This is a genomic window from Diaphorobacter ruginosibacter (assembly GCF_040396215.1).
Classification (GTDB): domain Bacteria; phylum Pseudomonadota; class Gammaproteobacteria; order Burkholderiales; family Burkholderiaceae_C; genus Diaphorobacter_A; species Diaphorobacter_A ruginosibacter_A.
Map to the genome: position 1 here is coordinate 1 of NZ_JBEBOW010000072.1, position 17864 is coordinate 17864.

At 62.3% G+C, this 17864-nt stretch carries 13 protein-coding genes and 1 tRNA gene; 3 read left to right on the forward strand and 11 right to left on the reverse strand.

Going from position 1 to position 17864, the window contains the following annotated elements; translation table 11 throughout:
* The first annotated feature begins 557 nt into the window (after window positions 1-557).
* On the forward strand, window positions 558-1175 hold the full coding sequence (locus ABWP92_RS10370) for a PadR family transcriptional regulator (RefSeq protein ID WP_353235300.1): 618 nt from the start codon (window positions 558-560) through the stop codon (window positions 1173-1175).
* A 17-nt stretch (window positions 1176-1192) separates the two neighbouring features.
* On the opposite strand, the gene ABWP92_RS10375 is transcribed toward ABWP92_RS10370, so the two are convergent.
* The 8 genes from ABWP92_RS10375 to ABWP92_RS10410 form a co-directional block, all read right to left on the reverse strand.
* The gene (locus tag ABWP92_RS10375) at window positions 1193-3757 is read right to left on the reverse strand and encodes a PepSY domain-containing protein (protein WP_353235301.1); all 2565 of its coding nucleotides are present in this window, start codon (window positions 3755-3757) and stop codon (window positions 1193-1195) included.
* Between the two features lie 56 nt (window positions 3758-3813).
* Window positions 3814-6300, reverse strand: a complete 2487-nt coding sequence (locus ABWP92_RS10380; protein WP_353235302.1) for a TonB-dependent receptor — start codon at window positions 6298-6300, stop codon at window positions 3814-3816.
* A gap of 213 nt (window positions 6301-6513) precedes the next feature.
* Window positions 6514-7467, reverse strand: coding sequence for a FecR domain-containing protein (locus ABWP92_RS10385; RefSeq protein WP_353235303.1), 954 nt, complete (start codon window positions 7465-7467; stop codon window positions 6514-6516).
* A 1-nt stretch (window position 7468) separates the two neighbouring features.
* A complete protein-coding gene (locus ABWP92_RS10390; RefSeq protein WP_353235312.1) occupies window positions 7469-7954 on the reverse strand; it encodes a sigma-70 family RNA polymerase sigma factor in 486 nt (161 codons plus the stop codon).
* 166 nt (window positions 7955-8120) lie between these two features.
* The gene (locus ABWP92_RS10395) at window positions 8121-9302 is read right to left on the reverse strand and encodes a PepSY-associated TM helix domain-containing protein (protein WP_353235304.1); all 1182 of its coding nucleotides are present in this window, start codon (window positions 9300-9302) and stop codon (window positions 8121-8123) included.
* 11 nt (window positions 9303-9313) lie between these two features.
* Window positions 9314-11866: a TonB-dependent siderophore receptor gene (locus ABWP92_RS10400; protein ID WP_353235305.1), complete on the reverse strand. Its 2553-nt coding sequence runs from the start codon at window positions 11864-11866 to the stop codon at window positions 9314-9316.
* Between the two features lie 96 nt (window positions 11867-11962).
* Window positions 11963-12988, reverse strand: coding sequence for a FecR domain-containing protein (locus ABWP92_RS10405; RefSeq protein WP_353235306.1), 1026 nt, complete (start codon window positions 12986-12988; stop codon window positions 11963-11965).
* A gap of 4 nt (window positions 12989-12992) precedes the next feature.
* Window positions 12993-13505, reverse strand: a complete 513-nt coding sequence (locus ABWP92_RS10410) for a sigma-70 family RNA polymerase sigma factor (protein WP_353235307.1) — start codon at window positions 13503-13505, stop codon at window positions 12993-12995.
* Between the two features lie 623 nt (window positions 13506-14128).
* Here ABWP92_RS10410 and ABWP92_RS10415 point away from each other — a divergent pair.
* Window positions 14129-14602 (forward strand): hypothetical protein, encoded by a 474-nt coding sequence (locus tag ABWP92_RS10415; protein WP_353235308.1) that lies wholly within the window; start codon window positions 14129-14131, stop codon window positions 14600-14602.
* Between the two features lie 674 nt (window positions 14603-15276).
* On the opposite strand, the gene ABWP92_RS10420 is transcribed toward ABWP92_RS10415, so the two are convergent.
* The 3 genes from ABWP92_RS10420 to ABWP92_RS10430 all read right to left on the reverse strand — a co-directional run bounded on the left by ABWP92_RS10420 (window position 15277) and on the right by ABWP92_RS10430 (window position 16964).
* Window positions 15277-15367: transfer RNA gene (locus ABWP92_RS10420), tRNA-Ser, on the reverse strand.
* A gap of 178 nt (window positions 15368-15545) precedes the next feature.
* The gene (locus ABWP92_RS10425; RefSeq protein WP_353235309.1) at window positions 15546-16463 is read right to left on the reverse strand and encodes an SPFH domain-containing protein; all 918 of its coding nucleotides are present in this window, start codon (window positions 16461-16463) and stop codon (window positions 15546-15548) included.
* A 69-nt stretch (window positions 16464-16532) separates the two neighbouring features.
* Window positions 16533-16964: an NfeD family protein gene (locus ABWP92_RS10430; RefSeq protein ID WP_353235310.1), complete on the reverse strand. Its 432-nt coding sequence runs from the start codon at window positions 16962-16964 to the stop codon at window positions 16533-16535.
* Window positions 16965-17140: 176 nt separating this feature from the next.
* On the opposite strand from ABWP92_RS10430, the gene ABWP92_RS10435 reads away from it, so the two are divergent.
* Window positions 17141-17864, forward strand: a 724-nt coding sequence (locus tag ABWP92_RS10435) for an Orn/Lys/Arg decarboxylase N-terminal domain-containing protein (protein ID WP_353235311.1), incomplete at its 3' end; no start/stop codon positions are given.

Below are 17864 nucleotides of genomic sequence, written 5' to 3' on the forward strand. Positions count from 1 at the left end.
ATTATTGTATTTTTATTTTTTTATGAAAATATTCTAAATAATCAATTAAAAGATTGATTGAGATAAATTGGATGACTGGATTCATGGTTCCGCGGTCGTGACACGCTGCGTGCTTGGGCAGGCCACGCCGAGCGGACTTCCATGTCATTGACCGCAAGGATGGTCGCTTGGGGCTTCTGACGCAGGCAGCCAGCGGAAATGAGCCGAAGGGTTTCTTGTCCGAGCGCATGGCGTGTCTTGGATATTGCTCCTGCCATCAGTCATCGGCCAGCCATCGGCTTCATGCCGCTGGCAGGCAGTCGTTCGGGTGGCGCTGCGTCCTACCTGCCGTCCGTTGCCAGCCGCGATGAACATGGAAAGAGTCCCGCCCGCCCGATGCCCTGTCGAGGTGGCTTTGTGGACACATCTCTTTACATGGAATTGGCATTCTCTTGATTGACAAAGATGCTTCAAAGATATATCTTTAATAATACTTAGTAGTACTTATGAATCCAATGCATCATCATTTTTTTGAAGAACGTGAACAAGCTGGCCGCGAGCCGGGCGGTCGTCGTGGAATGCGCCATCGCTTCGATTCGGAGCAGGATGCCATGCGGGCGCGCATGGCATTCATCCGCCGCGGCATGATGGAAGACGCGTTCGGAGGCGGCAGCCATGGGGAGCGCGGCGAACACGGCGGGCGGGGTGGGCGTGGCGGCAGGCGCCGGGAGCGGCTGTTCGAGTCGGGCGATCTCAAGGTGCTGATCCTGCATCTGCTGTCGCAGCAGGAGCCGCGCCATGGCTACGAGATCATCAAGGCGATCGCTCAACTGGCCGGTGAAGATTACAGCCCGAGCCCTGGCGCGATCTATCCGACGCTGACGTTCCTTGAGGAGGCCGGGGCCATCGCAGCCGCCGATCCGCAGGACGCCCGCAAGCGCTACGTCATTACCGAGGAAGGCCGCAGGGAGCTTGCCGGGCAGGCGGCCGCCGTCGAGCGCACGCTCACGCGCCTGCGAGCGCACCAGATGCACTCGCGTGCCCAGCGCCCGGCCGAGTTGGTGCGTGCCACGGAGAATCTGCGCACTTCCCTGCGCTTGAAGCTGGGTGACGCGGGAGCCGCAGCGGACCGTGAGCTGCTGGAGAAGGTGGCCGCGATTCTGGATCGCGCCGCGGTGGACATCGGGCGCCTGTGAGCTGACGCGCTGAAAAGCTAGTACACGTCGCGCAGGTAGCGGCCCGATGCGGCAAGGTGTTCGAAGCCATCGCTTCCAAGCAATTGGACCAGTGCTTCCTGCACGTCGCTGGCCATGCCTTGGCGGCGGCCGCAGACATAGACTGCCGCGCCCCGCATGATCCAGCGGCGTGCGGCGGCGCTGTTTTCCCGGACGATGTCCTGGACATGGCGTGGCCCGCCGGTATCGCGTGAGTAGGCAAAGTCCGCGCGCAGTAGGTGTCCGCAGGCCAGCCACGCGCGCGCTTCATCCTCCGCCCAGCCGTCGGCATGGCGCTGGCGCTCACCGAAGATGAGCCAATTGTCATGCAGGCCACTGCGGATGCGAGCCAGCAAATGGGCCCGTAGGCCCGCGTAGCCAGAGCCGCTGCCGATGAAGATAGCGGCTTGTCCCGGCTGGAGGGAGGGCGCAAAGCCGGCGTTGGCGCGCAGCCGCAGCCGCACTGTCGCGCCAAGGGGGAGATGCCGCGTGAGCCAGTCCGATGCGAGGCCAGGGCGATTGCCGCCGCGGCCGGCCTGGCGCACCCATAGCTGTATGCAGCCATCGTCCGGCAAAGAGCCGATGGAGTAGCTGCGTGGTGTGATCGGGCGCAGCACGGCGGGCACGGATTCGAGCCCGGCCGCAGCCTGGACCCGCTGCGGCAGGATGCTGGTGGACAGGGCTTCCCGCAGGCTCATCGTCTGGTTGCGGCATGCCACGGGCTCATCGCCGGAGCAGCCGCCTGCATCCAGAATTTTCTGCACCGCGTCGTATGCGTTGCGGGGCAGAATCTCCGCGAGCGCGCCCGCTTGCCAAACCGGCAGAGGGCCTGTCGCGGGCTGTAGTTCCAGCCTGTACAGCGGCGCGCCGGGACTGCGCGGATTGCAGTGCGCCCGGCGGACCAGGCGGTAGTCCATGAACGAGCCATGCCCATTCGGCACCGGCGATTCGTCCGGCGGCATGTGCCAGTGCTCGGCAAGGCTCGAGCACCATGTCCGCCATGCCAGGGGGTTCTCCGCATCCATGGCTACCGGGTCGAACAATGGCTGCGCGAAGGTTTTTTTCAAAGTGGTATGCAGCAGCAGGCCAAAGGCGCAGAAGTTTTCATATTGGCTGTCGCCCAGTGCGAGCACCGCATAAGCCTGCGTCCGCAGCGCCATGGTCCGCAGTGAGCGCAGCAGGTCGCGCGCCTCGTCCGGAGGGCCTCCATCGCCGAAGGTGCTGGCAATCCATAGCGTGTGCTGATAAGCGGCCAGCGTTTGCTGGCTGGCCCGTGAAGCGCCGAACACGTCCACGGCGCATCCTGCGCGGCGCAACTGTTCGGCCGTGCGCCGCGCCAGCTCTCGCGCGGTGCCGGACTGGCTTGCATGGATGACGGCGATGGCGGCCAGGGCGTTCCCGCGTGCCGTGTCCGTATTCTCATGAAGCGAGGGCTCCCTGGCGAGGCTGCGCGCCTTGCGGCGGCGGCGGCCGAGATACAGCATCCAGCCGGTGATGGCGAACAGCGGTATCGCCAGCGACGCCAGCATGGCCGCAATGCGTCCGGGCAAGCCGAAATAGCTACCCATGTGCAGCGGATAGACAGCGGCCAGCGCCCGCCTTGCGGCGGGCAGGCTGTCGAAGCGATCGTCGCGGCGCACCGTGCCGTCAGCCGCGACCGTCAGCCGGTTGCGAGCCATCTCATGCGCTGCATCGGCGGCATACCAATTGAACTGGAAATCCTGCCCCGTCTTCAGGGGAAGGCGTATCTGCACGTAGCGCCAGCCACTGGCCGCCTGCTCGAAGCTTCGCCATGCCGGGCCCAGGTCGGCGGGGCCGACGGGCGTATGTTCTTGCACGCGGACCGGTGTGGTGGCTGGCGGCGACGGAGCGGCTCGCGCGGGCACTCCCATCCGGGTATCCACCCACGCGCGCAGGGGAGGCAGTCCCCAGTACATTCCGGTGCCGGCCAGCACCACGTGGATGAGCAGCACCCAGGTTCCGGCCACGGAGTGAAGCCCCCACAGAAAGTGCCGCCCCTTGCGGTGAAGCGGCAGATGAAGCCACGCCCTGGCGGACCAGGGCTTTGCGGGCCAGCGCAGGTACAGGCCCAAGAGGCCAAGCGCCAGCAGGCTTGCCGCGAGAATCCCGGTGGCTGGTTGGCCGATGCGCGCGGGCAGAAGCAGCCAGATATGCAAGCGCTCCACCCAGGCAAAGAAACGCATGCTTCTCAGGCGGTGCTGCGGCTCGCCGGTATGGGCGTTCGCCCAGGCGGTTTCGCCGTGCGGGTACTGCGCCGTGGGCGCGAATGTGATCCGCGGATTCCGGCCAGAGGCGGCGTACAGTTCCACCCGCGCGATGGGCCGCGTGTCTCCGCCGGCGCGCATGGCGGCCAGCAGCGCGGCGGGCGCCAGGCGCTCATGCACGGGATCGGGCGCTGCATGCAGGGCGCCGGGATTGAGCCAGCCGACGATCTCTTCCTGAAAACTCAGGAGCGCGCCCGACAACCCCATCACCACCAGAAACATGCCTGTGGTGATTCCGAGAAACCAGTGCAGTTGGAAGCAGATTCTTCTCAATCCCATGACGTGTCCGTCCGCGCCTCGCTCAGGCAGAATGCCGTCCGCGGCCTGGCCCTGCTTCAGAAGTCGTGCCGGTAGCCGACGGTGAGGGTGCGGCCTTGTCCTGCAAAGAAGTAGTCATTGCCGACGATGCCGCTTTGCGAGTAGTACGTGACGTATTTGCGATTGAGCAGGTTGGCGATGCCCACGTTCAGCTTGCCGTGCGGGAGCTTGTAGGTCAGAGACAGGTCGAGCAGGCCGTAGCCCGAGAAGCGGTACTTGCCGGCATCGTAGGTGTCCACCGAGTTGCCGCCGTCGAAGCCGCGCTTGAAATACCAGTTCGCCTGCAGCATGGTGGACAGGCGCTCGCTCCATTGGGCGGACCAGCTCAGCATCAGCCGGTCGGGGGCGATGTTGGAGCCGTTCAGCCGGGTGTCCACCTTTCCGTCGCCGTCAAGGTCGTAGCGTCCGCGCGAATGCGCATAACCAAGGCTTGCCTCGTGGCTGGGGCTGAACCGGTAGTTGGAGGTCAGCTCCACGCCGTCTATCTGCGTGATGTAGCGGTTCGCCACCCATTGGTCGTTGCTGTACGAGATGACCGTCCCCGGCTTGACCCTGGTGTGGAAGTAGCTGGCCTGAAGCGCGAGCCTGTCGTTCCTGACCCGGAAGCCGGCTTCGTAGTTGTCCGCGATGTCGGGCTGGAAGTACGACACGGTGGAGAGTCTCGCTCCATCGACGGAGATGCCGCGGATCGCCTTGCCCATGTCCGGCACTTTGAAGCCCTGGGAGAAATTGGCGAACAGGTTCAGCGGCTCCACCGGCGACCAGGACACCCCCAGGTTGAAGAGCGTCTTGCCGAAGCTGAACGAGCCGCCTTCCACGAACTTGTTGCCATACCGGGGCAACGTGGTGAAGCTGTCCACCTTGACGCTGGCATGCTCGTAGCGCACTCCGCCGACCAGCTTGACGGATGAGACCGGCGTGTACTCCAGTTGCGCGAACGGCGAAACGTCGGTGTAGTCGATGTCGGGCACCCAGTACAGATTGCTGTGCCAGAGCTTCTGGTTGGAGCTCTCATGCATCAGGTCGATGCCGAACGTGGCCCGCATGGTCTTGTCCATGAAGTCGGCGGTGGTCAGGCCCAGCTTGGCTCCGAACTTGTCGAAACTGGCGTGGCTCTGGTCATAGACGCCGTTGCCGAGGAATTTGGTGTTTCCGCGAAACAGGGAATCGACGGTCTGGTAATACACAGACGCATTCAGCTTCATGCCGTCCAGGTCGTAGTTGTCGTAGTTCGCGCCCACGGTCCACGAGTCGTTGTAGGGCGCGACGCCTTGTGCGGGCTTTTTCCTGGAAGTGGTCACGATTCCCGCGTCCCGGTCGCCCGAGACCAGCGAGTAGTTGTTGTCGTTCTGGATGCGGAAGCGGTTGATGGTCAGCCCGACGCGCTGGTTGTCGTCGATGGCATAGCCGAGCTTGGCCATCACGTCATACGAGCGCGAATCCATGAGGTCGCCCTGGTCATCATAGGTTCCGATGCGCTGGTTGTTGCCATCCAGAAAGGCGCCCTGGCTCTGGTAGCTGAGATTGAACAGGTAGTCGATGTCGCCGCTGCTTCCGTTGACCCCGTAAGTGGTTTTGTACGACATTGTCTCGCCCTTGAGCTGCGACGTCGGGCTGGTGGCCTCCACCGAGACGTGCTGCTGCGGCGGGCCCGCCTTGGCCTGTTTGGTCACGAGATTGATGGTGCCGCCCATGCCGCCGATGCCGTTGCTGCTGTTGGCGCCCTGGATGACTTCGATGCGCTCGATCATCGAAGGATCGATCGTCGTCATATCCCGTCCGATGCTGGTGTACATCGGGCTGGACTGGGGTATCCCGTCCACCATGATCTGAGGCTGGAGCCCGCGCATCGTCTGGCCGTAGTTGCTCATCTTCTGCATGGCCGGCGTCATCGACGGAATCAGGTTGCTCAGCAGCTGTGTGGTGCTGGAGGTGACGGCCAACTGCTTCTGGATCTCTTCCCGGCCGATGACCTTGATGTTCTGGGGCGCATTGTCGGTGGATTGCGCCAGCCGCGTGACGGACACCGTCACGACGCCGAGTTCCTGCGATTCCCGCGCATTCGCCGGGGCGCCTGCGGACTCCGGCTGCACGCCGGAAGGCTCGGGCGTCTGGGCGGACGTCTTCCGCGCGGCGGGCTCGAGTATGTAGTTTCCCGCACTCACGCTGCGCGCGCGAAAGCCCGAACCGGCGAGCAGGTGCGCGAAGCCCTCGTCCGTTGTGTACGCGCCGGAGAGGGCGGGCGCTTGCAGGCCGGCGAGCCTGCCGGGATCGATGCTGAGGTTGACGCCGGCCTGCGCCGCAAAGCCCATGAGCGCCTGCGCCAGCGGACCCGCTGGAATCCGGTAGGCTTTCTGCGCGGCGATGGCCACGGAATCCGCGGCATGGGCCGCTGTCGCATGCAGCCCCGCGGTGGTCATGCAGATGATGGCCGCGATGGCCAAGGGGCGCAGTCGTGTGTCCGGCGATTGCGGGCGAACGCGCGGAGCGTGTGAAGAAGGCATGCTGGTCGGTCCTCGTAGCTGTCGGTGAATGGTTTCAATTCCTATGACAGGCGAGATCGGAAAACCGGACAGTCTTGTGAAAAAAAAGAGCCCCCACGCTTCCCCGCCACGCATGGTTCGCTGCCTCCCGAGGGGGCGCTTTTTGTCTTGGGGCGGCCCGGCAACAAAAATTTCCAGGGCGCTTTCAGGATGCGCTTCGTGCAAGGGCTGCAATCACGCCCGCGTGACGGTGATCCAGTAGCGCGTACGCGCGAGAACGCGCACGGGAAGGGTCTGCTCCAGCAGCTCCAGGATGCGATCGGTGTCGCCCAGTTGAAATACTCCGGAGACCATCAGATCGGCTGCATCCGGTTCGCAGTGCAGGGCGCCTTCACGGTAGCGGCTCAGCTCCGCGAGGAAGTCCTTCAGGCGCATGTTCTCCGCGAAAAGCACGCCCCGCGTCCAGGCGTCGGCCAGCGCCGAAAGCGGCGTGACCGGCCCCAGCCCCTGCGAGTCGAACCGCAGCCGCTCCCCCGCGCGCACGATGGCCGCCTCGCTGGCATGCGAAGGGCTGACCCGCACCGCTCCTTGCAGCACGGACAGCAGCGTGCTCCGCTCGTGTTTGCGAATGATGAAGCGCGTGCCGAGCGCCCGCATCAGGCCGTCGCCCGTCTCCACGATGAAGGGCTGGTTCTGGAAAGCGCCCGCATGCGAGGTCTCCACCAGGATCTCGCCTGCGATCTGCTGAACCCGGCGCGCCTGGCCGTCGAAGCGGGTCCGGATCGCCGAGCCGGTATTGAGCATCACGCGGCTGCCGTCGGCCAATGTGACGGAGCGGCTCTCGCCTGTCGCGGTGCGGTAGTCCGCGCCCCAGAGATCCCAGGGCAGAAAGCGGTAGGCGAACCAGCCGAGCATCGGCGCGCTCAATGCAAGGGCCGCAGTGCGCAGCATGTGGCGGCGGCCTGTCGCGGACCGGGGCCGGTTGAGGACCGCCATGGCAACGGATGGGGGAAGGGCGTCCATCTGGCGGTTGAGCTGCTGCGCGCGCTGCCACACGGCTTCGTGTTCGGCACTGCGATTGCGCCACCGTGCCAGCTCGGACTGCTCCCTCTCGCCGAAATCGGAGGCACGCGCGCGCGCCAGCCAGACAGCCGCCTCGTCCAGGATCCGAGCATCGATGGCGCTCATCTCAAGCCTCCAGCATCACCCGCAGGCACTGCCTGAAGCCTTGCGCCATGTAGCGTGTGACCGTTCGCACGCTCACCTGCATCCGCAGCGAAATTTCTTCGTACGGCAGTCCGTCGAGCTGCGAGAGAAGGAAAGCCGTGCGCACCTTGGCGGGCAAGTCGTTGAGCAGCGAGTCCAGCTCGGCCAACGTTTCCAGAAGGATGGACCGGTCCTCCACGGAGAGCACGGATTCCTCGGGCAGCAGGGACAGGGACGCCAGGTAGGCCTGCTCGAGCGATTGGCGTTCCAGGTGATTGAACATCAGCCGTCTGGCAACCGTCGTCAGGTAGGCGCGCGGCTCCTGGATGTCCGTGATTTCAATGGCGCGCGCCCTGGCGCCGGCGCAAACGCGTGTGAACGTATCCTGCGCGATGTCGGCTGCGTCGTGCCGGTTGCCCAGTTTCCTGTGCAGCCAGGAAATTAGCCAGGCGTTGTGCAGCACGTACATGCCGCCCAGGGCCTGGCAGGGGTCCTTGTTGACTTGATCGCGCACAAAATTCTCTTGCGAAATGAAATGTGCCGCATTCTACACAAATGAGATTTATTCTCATCAATGATGGGCATGCTCCTGTTCACCGGCTGCCTCGGGGCTTCAAAGCGATGGCGATGCGCGATCATGTAGCCGCTCGGGCTCGGCGCTTACGCACCCATATCAGCAAACCTGTCACGCTCAGCGCAGCGATGAAGACGCCCATGAACGACATCAGTACACGTCCCGGCGTGCCCAGTATCCGCCCTGAGTGGAGCGGCAGTTGGGCCTGCATGAAAACATCGCCCGCAGAGCCTTGGCCTGGCACCTTGTCGCCGAGAATGGCGCCGGTATCTCCGTCCAGATACAGCACTTCATTGCCCATGCCGTCGTCATCCCGGTCGTTTTCCGGCGTGAAGAACGTGACGCCATAAACGCCGAAACGTTGCGCATAGAAGATGGAGCCTGCGGGCGCTGCCCAGCCGCGGCTGCGCCCCTCGGCCTCGGCTCTTGCGATGGCATGTTCCCGGTCAAGCACCGGATCGGCCAGTTCCCGTTCTCGGCTGCCTTGGCGCAACTGGAACGGCGAGGGCGTCAGAGGAGAAAACACCGATACCAGGGGACGCATTATCTGAGTGCCCAGATTCAGCGACACCGAGGTCACGGCCAACATCAGCAGCAGGCCCCATACCCACACGCCGCCGGAGCGGTGGATGTCAAAGTTGAGCTTGGCGCCGCCCTGACGCAGCCGGAAGCTGAACGACTTGCGCCATGCGCGCGCACTGGGAAACGAGATCCACAGTGCAAGAAAGCAGTCGAAGATCCACACGGCTGAAACCATGCCCATCAGCCATACCCCCCATTCGATTCCCCAGCCTTTGGGAATGTGCATGGTGTAGTGCAGCTTGTAGAGGAAGGGCAGCAGGTTCTCGCGCGACAGCGATATTCGACCCCACTGACGCTGACCTTGGATCTCGCCGGTGGCCGGATCCATCGCCAGTTGGTTGAAGCCCAGCCTGTAGGGAGCTCCCGTGGCGGGATCGATACGCGCGGCAACGCCCAACATCGCCGTGTGGCCCGGCTCCAGCGTCAGCGGCACGAAGCTGACCCTCAGGCGCGGATCGGCCGCCTCGGCTCGCCGCGCCAGTTCCAGGGGTGAAAGTGTGGCTTGCCTCGTGCCGGAGGCGGCCCGAAACAGTTGAGGATTGGCCCACTCGTCAAGTTCGTGGGACCAGGTGATCACTGCGCCGGTCAGGCCTGCGATGAACAAGAACCCAGCGATGAAAAGGCCACACCAACGATGCAGCACCACCAGCGCGCCACGCATGCCGAGACGCCTCAAAACTGGTACCGCGCCGACAGCATCATGTTGCGCGGCTCGCCATAGACGTTGCTGGGGAAGCTCGCGCTGCCAGACAGCGCGTTGTAGTACTTCCTGTCGAATACGTTGTTGATGTTGAGCCGGATGTCCAGCTTTGGCGTGGCCTGCCAGCCAATCACCAGGTCGGCCACGGCGTATGCCTTCTGTGTGATGTAGAAGGGGACGCCGCTGGTGGTGCCCTTGTTGTAGATGAAGCCCTGGCGATAGACCGAGCCTCCTATGCGCCAGCCCTGCAAGTCACCGGGCAGCCGGTACATGGTCGACAGCTTGAACAGGTGCCTTGGAGTGTCGGTGTCGAAGAGCTCACCCACATTGCTGGCGGTTGCATCCTTGCGGTAGCGGGCGATGGCCACCGTGTAGCCGGCACCCGCCTGCCAGTTCGGCGTGATGGCGCCTTGCACTTCCAATTCCACGCCCTGGCTGCGAACCTCGCCGGCAGCCGAATAACAGGTGACGGTTGGGTAGTTGGCGCACTGCGTCTGGTCGGCGCTGCGGTAGGCACGGTTTTTCTGATCCATGCGGAATACCGCAGCCGATGCGTTCAGCGCGCCATCGAAGTACTCGCCCTTGATACCGATTTCATAGTTGCGGCCGATCACCGGAGCCAGCAGCTTGTTGCTGGCGTCCCGATAGTTCTGGGGCTTGAAGATATCGGTATAGCTGGCGTAGAGCGCGTGCTGGTCGTTCAGGTCGAACACCAGCCCAGCGTACTTTGTCAGGTGGTTGTCGACGCTGTAGCGGTTATGAGCACTGACGGATGGCGTGTTGGAGGCGAAGTTCGGATAGGTATTGACGGTGTCGTTGTAGTCGAACCAGTCCAGTCTTCCGCCCAGGATCAGCTTCACCCGTTCGGCTACGTTCAAGCGTGTCGTCGCATAGACGCTTTGCTGCGTGATCTTCGCGTCCATCCAGTCGCGCAAGGGGATCTCGGGATCCGCCACGGCGCTCGGGTTGAAGTTGTACAGATCGAGATTGCTGTCGAGCGCCAGGCCTTGGCGGCTGTTGCCGTCGAAATTGATGTTCCGGTAGCTCGCACCCAACACGAGTTCATGCTTGCGGCCCAGCAGCTCGAAGGGGCCGTTTGCATACAGGTGGGCACTGGCCTGCTTTTCCTCATGTGCATTGCGAGCGCCCAACTGGCTGTAGACGCCGGTGGTGACGTTGTGGCTGAGGTAGTGGCCCTGCATGTCCACTTCGGCCTGCGCGTAATAGGCCGACAAATGCACGCGCCAATCGTTGTCGAACCTGTGATCCAGCCCGACGAAGGCCGAATTGGTGGTCTTGTTCCAATGTTCCCAGTCATTGGCATAGGACGTGGAACGGGGCAGTCCCAGATCACTGCCGTCGCTGGCCACCGGAAGGCCGGTGAAGCCGTTGCCGTGGAGCCTGCTTTCCTGATGCAACGCACTGAGCGTCAGTTTGGTGGAGGCGTTCAGGTCCTTCTCCAGAATGCCGTAGAGCGTCTGGCCCGTGCTGCTTTCACCGCGCTTGTAGCTTCCGTAGTCCTGAGTGGCGATCACGGTGCGTCCGCGCAGACTGCCGTCTTCCGACAATGGGCCGGATGCATCCAGCTCCGCCCGATAGCGATCCCAACTGCCTGCGTTCACGCCCACGGAGACTTGCGGCACCGTGGTCGGACGCTTGCGCACCAGGTTGATGGCCGCTGACGGATTGCCCGCGCCCTGGGTCAGGCCGGTGGCGCCGCGCACGATCTCCACGCGGTCGTAGATGGCCATGTCGGTGGCCAGCAGATCCTGCGAAAGGTTGGAGCTGTCCAGGCTCACCGGCAGACCGTCGTACATGATGTTGTCCACGTACATGCCGCGCGAATAGAAGGATGCGCGTTCCGGACCGAATCGCCGAAACGTCAGGCCGGGTGCTGCCTGCACCACGTCGTTGACCGTTGCCAGACCTTGGTCCTGAATGCGCTCACGGGTGATGACGGTGACGGCCTGCGGCGTATCCCGTATGGACAGATTGAGCCGGGTCGCCGTGCTCATGCTGCCCGTGGTGTACGAATGCGTGCCCTCGGTGACATTGCTGCCGGTCGCTGTCTCGGTTACGGTGACCGAAGGCAGTGTGTTGGGAACGGAGGCTGCGGCAATTGGCGCGGGGTGCGCGGAAGTGCTGGGGGTATTGTCGGCACGCAGCACGAATGCGCCGTTGTCCAATTGCATGGCGCGAAGTCCGGTCCCGCTCAGCAACACGGCCAGGGCGCTGCTGACGGTGTGGCGGCCGCTGACACCGGGCGTGTGCCTGCCTTCGGTCTGTTCAGCAGTGAAGCTCAGGATGATGTTGGACTTGCTGGCCAGCTCGCGCAGCGCCGGAGCCAGTGGCCCGGCGGCTATGCGGAAATCGGCGACGCCTGCGCCGGATGCTTGCGCGGTGTCCTGTGCGATGGCGAGAGACGGCGCACTGCCCATGAAACCCAGAGCAAGTGCCAGCACGGCGAGCGCCACGGGAGATGGATGCGGACTCCCCAAAAAGCGGCCGCGTTGAAAATTCGACATGTCTTTCCTCTTGACTGGACCTCTGAAAATTCAGGTCCCTCATGAGGTAGGTGCCGCGAGAATGCAAATCGGGCAGTCCATTTGCAAAAATTTTTCTCAGCGCCCCCGATCCGCGGGCACCACCGTCACCCAGTAACGCGTACGCCATTGCACACGCACCGGCAACACGCTGGGCAATGTGGTCAGAATGCGATCGGTGTCCGCCAACGGAAAGACGCCGGAGAGGCGCAGGTGCGCAACCCGCGGATCGACACGTATGAAGCCTGGCCGGTAGCGATCCAGCTCGGCAAGAAAGTCGCCAAGGCGCAGTTCGTCAGCCAGAATCTGCCCTTGCGTCCAGGCGACCGACTGTTCATCGGTCAAACCGGGCGTCTCGATCGCCTCGCGTCGGAATTGTGTCTGCTCACCGGCATGCAGCACGAGCGTGCGCCCCGGTGCATCTCGGGGCGATATCTCAACGGCGCTATCCAGCACCGCCACACTGGTGCTTTCGGGGCGCTGGCGTACGGTAAAACGGGTGCCCAGCGATCGGATGCTGCCGTCGGCTGTCTCCACCAGCAGCGGCCGGGGATCAGTGGGAATACCCGATCCATGGCGGGTGGCAACCATGATTTCGCCTTCCAGCAGCAGAATGCGGCGCTCTCTGGCATCGAATCGAAGATTCACTGCACTGCCAGTGTTGAGCGTGAGCTGCGTGCCGTCTTCCAATGCAAAGTTGCGCTGCTCACCGGTCGCACTCCGGCAGTTGGCCATGCTGGCTTGCCATGGCGTGGTACGGGAGGCAAGAAGCCCGGCGCTGGTGGCCACGCCACCCCACACCAGCATCCGCATGACTCGCCTTCGCGTGGCGGAAGCGGGTTGGCCTGTTGCGCGGCAAGAGGACAGAGCGGTGTAGGCTGGGCTGGAGCCCAGCGATTTCATGCGGCCCGTGACGGACTCGATATGCAGCCAGGCCGCTTCATGGTCGACATGCGCCTTACGCCACTGATCCCACCGTCTTTGCTGCTCTTCAGTAGCCTCTCCAGACATCAGCAGCGTGAGCCAATCTGCTGCTGCATTTGCGGTGGCCCGGCTGATCACCCGCCCGCAGGGCAGAGTCAATGGTTCGTCAGGGGTGGCCACGGCGTCAGAATGAAATGGCGAACAGGCATTCGCGGTTGGCCCGGGCCAGATATTGTTTGACCGAGCTGGCCGAGACAGCCAGGCGGTCGGCGATCTCGGCGTAGCTCAGTTCGACCAGGTGGGCCAACAGAAACGCTTCTCGCACTTTGGCAGGCAGCCCATCGAGCACTCGGTCGATCTCCTGCAGACTTTGGAGCGCAATCAGCCGCGTCTCCGGCGATGGGGCAAATTCTTCAGGCAGGCCCGCCAGGGCCTCCAGATAGGCGGTTTCGAGCAACTGTCGACGAAAACGGTGTGCCAGCAGCCGATTGGCGATGGTTGCAAGAAACGGCCGCGGCTCACGAATCTCCTGCGTTGCGGTTTTTCCGTCCAGCAGGCTGAGGAAGGTATCCTGAGCTACATCAGCCGCCGTGAACGTATCGCCGATGCGCCTGCGCAACCAACCCTGAAGCCAAGTGCTGTGCTCGACATACAGGCTGGTGACATCATCAGCAAGCGAAAGATCCGGAGCAGGCATCAGGGGTAAAAGGAATCATGCAAATGAGAACTACTTTTATTCTAAATGATGGGCTCAAGAATCTGCAAGCGGCTGGAAAAGCTGAACTGGGGCATTCACGGTTCAGTGGTTGGGTGGCAGCAAGCGGCCAAAAGAGGACTCCAAAGACACAGGAGCACTGCGCAATGAGCGATCATACGAATTGTCCCCTATCAACCCTTTGACACCAATAATGTTTGACGACCTCCATGCCTACTTCTATGAAAACGTGCGAGTCGCATATCGAGAGTTCAAGGAGCGTCTTGCCGAGCCGCGCGCTGGCAGAAGTATCGATTTGCGATTGGCAGTAGGCGCCTGTGAAGCACTATTTCACTTACGAGAGCATCTTCCAGAGGCTCATGCGCTTTCCCGAGCTGCAGCAGAAGCAAGGTGTCCCGATCTGGCTTTGGTGGGAGACATTGCGAATGTGAGTAAGCATCGGACCGTTACGAAGCCAACGCCGCACGGCGCTCCGCTGCTCACTTCTGCAACGCAATTGCACGAAATCATAAACATGATCCACTATGAGGACGCTGAGGGCGAATACAGGTGCATATCAAAGCAGGTCGTCGCCAAACTTGCGGATGGAACACATCCTAGATGTCATGCAAGCACAGACTAATGTGCTGAACTTTTGGGAAAACTACCTAGCCGAAATTGGCGTACTGAAAGCCGCAACCATGCACACGTACGATGATGGACTAGGCTATCGACCAAGGCCACCACATGCAGTTGGGCCGACACTTGAAATTCTCCAAGGTGTGCGCTTCCGTCAAACATTGCAGTTGATGAAATTCAACCCCGACAGTGGTCGCGCGGAACCTATACCTCTTGCAGAAGGGACTAAAGCAAGGATGCAAATACGCAAGCGCCCAAGGCACCAGGTTGACATCACACTCCGCCATGACGAAAGTGGTCGAGAGTCCACGCGAACGATCGCTCTCACTGAAGACGAAAGCGAAGCGCTTGATGCTGCACCTGAGGAAGATCATGAGTCACTGCTGAAGGGCTTCGAGTCCATGAGAAATGGTTTCAACGAGCTTGCCGCTGAAATTTCTCGTAATTCGTCGGATGGATAGCCCGGAGCGAGTGTGCCTACTTGACAGCTCGCGGCTTCGCTTGGCACACAAGGTATGTCTGCTTGGGGTCGGAAACGGTCATGAGTCACCGTGATACGCAGGAATCTGTTGGATCGGAGATTCCAGCAGCTCAATCACATGTCGAAGCTGTTCAGCCTTGCGCTTGATGGTCGCTGCATGCTCCGTGAGCGTATCTGCCTGTGCATCGGTGTCACCTGTTAGCCTTAACTTTGTGGTGATGAGGTGCCACAAGGAGTGAAGCGACTTGGCTGGGGCGTGAAGCCTTTCGTGTTTTTGACGGCGCAAAACTACTTGCCGAACTGCCCGCCCGCTCCGTTCTTCCCTCTTTGGGCAGGTGCGGGAAGATTGATCCTTTCGGCAGGGATTGAACATAGTCGCAGAAGGCCCGGACTGATCTTCTCTGGGGCCGGCAGTCTTGAGCGAAGCGCGGATGGCTACGCCACTGGGAAAGCGGGTTCGGAGGTCTTCGGGGGGGGCGATAGACGCCTGAATCGGCACGGCGATGCACGCCGGGGAGTCGGGTCACCATGGCTTGGTTCACACGGCAACCTTACACGGTTTGCCGGGTGCTACCTCTGCTGCGGGCCTCGTTTTCAGAGGAGTAGCAAAGAAAAAGGGTTAGCAGATGAGTACCTGCTAACCCTTCTTTTGACTGGCGGAGAGGGCGGGATTCGAACCCGCGGTGGGCTATTAACCCACACACGCTTTCCAGGCGTGCGACTTAAACCGCTCATCCACCTCTCCGGAAGCCTTCAATTATAGTTCAGAAAATTGAGTGTTTTGAAAAACTCGATTTTTATTTGCTTCGAGTCTTTCTTGACAGAGACCGCTCGTGCGCTGCGGAGCAAGCTCTGCAAAGCGCCAGGCGACCCCGGCAAGCTACGGACTATATAGCAGCTTGCGTTTCGTATCGCGAAATTCTTCAATTGCTCCGCTGTCCTGTCTGGATCATCTTCATCGCGGAGGTGACCAGCGCGGAGACTTCGGTCATGTTGCTGGGAACGATCAGCGTGGTGGTGCTGTCGGCCGCGACCTTGCCGTAGGCGTTCACTGCCTGCTCGGCCACTTTCAGTTGCACCGCCTGTTCGCCGCCGGGCTGGCGGATGGCGGCGGCGATGCGTTCGATGGCCTGGGCGGTGGCGTCGGCGACGGCGGTGATGGCCGCGGCTTCGCCCTGGGCGTTGTTGATGGCGGCCTGTTTCTCACCTTCCGAGCGGGCGATGAATGCTTCGCGTTCGCCGGTGGCGATGTTGATCTGCTCCTGGCGGCGGCCTTCGGATGCCGCGATGAGGGCGCGCTTTTCGCGCTCGGCTGTGATCTGGGCCTGCATGGCGCGCAGGATTTCGGCGGGCGGCGTGAGATCCTTGATTTCGTAGCGCAGCACCTTGACGCCCCAGTTGAGCGCGGCTTCGTCGATGGCGGAGACGACCTGCGCGTTGATCATGTCGCGCTCTTCGAAGGTCTTGTCGAGCTCGAGTTTGCCGATCACGCTGCGCAGCGATGTCTGCGCCAGCTGCGTCACGGCGGTGATGTAGTTGCTGGAGCCGTAGCTGGCGCGCATGGGGTCGGTGACCTGGAAGTACAGGATGCCGTCGACCTGCAGCTGGGTGTTGTCGCGCGTGATGCAGACCTGGCTGGGGACGTCGAGCGGGATTTCCTTGAGGCTGTGCTTGTAGGCGATCCGGTCGACGAACGGGATGATGAATTTCAGTCCCGGCGGCAGGGTGCCCGCGTATTTGCCAAGGCGCTCCTTGATCCATGCGTGCTGCTGGGGAACGATCTTGATCGACCGTGCGATGAAGATGGCGGCGATGACGAATACAACGATGGCAAATTCCATGAACTGGGTTCCTTCACGGTGATGGATGATGAGAGGATGGGACGAGCGTAGCAGGTCGGGCCGGGCCGCTCAGATGGGATCCACCAGCAGGCGGTTGCCGACCAGTTCCGATACGCGGTGGGCGCCGGTGGCGGGCGTGATGCCGGGACGGTGGATGGCCGTCCAGGTGGCGCCCCGGTATCTGACCTGCGCGGTGCCGTCGCTTTGCCAGCGTTCGATGTAGATCGTCTCGCCGACGTCCAGGTTGACGCTGCGGTCGGACCTGGGGGAGGGATCTCCGGGGCGCGCGCGCCTGGCGAAGTAGCATCCGAGCACGGATAGCGCGCCCACCAGCGCGGCAATCAGTATCTGCCCGGTGTTGCCAATGCCAACAAATGCGGCAAGGCCGCCCGCGGCCAGGCCGAGCGCGATCATGAGCAGGTAGAACGATCCGATCAGCAGCTCTGCTGCGACGGTGATTCCGGCCATGATCCACCAGAGGGTGGCATTGTCCAAATGCATGAGCGGCACTCCCAGAGTTTCGAGCCGGCGCCACGATGCGGCGCCCATCGGTCCATTGTGTCTTTTAACCGAGACATTTTGGGCTAATTACCGCCGCGTTTGAATAATGGTCACGCAGATTCCTTACACTTTGCGGCTATTTCGTTTTTTCGCCCCTTGCTTGCCGGAGTCCGCGCATGAAATTCCGCTTTCCCATTGTCATCATCGACGAGGACTACCGTTCGGAGAATACGTCCGGATTGGGAATCCGCGCATTGGCGCATGCCATCGAAGAAGAGGGCTTTGAAGTCCTGGGCGTGACGAGCTACGGCGATCTCACGCAGTTCGCGCAGCAGCAAAGCCGCGCGAGCGCGTTCATCCTGTCGATCGACGACGAGGAGTTCACCTCCGACATGGGCATCGACCCGATCGTGCTGAGCCTGCGCAGCTTCATCACCGAGGTGCGCCGCAAGAATGCCGACGTGCCGATCTACGTGCATGGCGAGACAAAGACGGCGCGCCATCTGCCCAACGACATCCTGCGCGAGCTGCATGGCTTCATCCACATGTTCGAGGACACGCCGGAGTTCGTCGCGCGCCACATCGTGCGCGAGGCCAAGATGTACCTGGAAGGCGTGCAGCCGCCATTCTTCAAGGCGCTGCTGGACTATGCGGAGGACGGTTCGTATTCGTGGCACTGCCCGGGGCACGGCGGCGGCGTGGCGTTCCTCAAGAGCCCGGTCGGCCAGATGTACCACCAGTTCTATGGCGAGAACATGCTCCGCGCGGACGTCTGCAATGCGGTGGAAGAGCTCGGCCAGCTGCTTGACCACAACGGCGCCATCGGCGAGAGCGAGCGCAACGCGGCGCGCATCTTCAATGCCGACCACTGCTTCTTCGTGACCAACGGCACGTCCACCT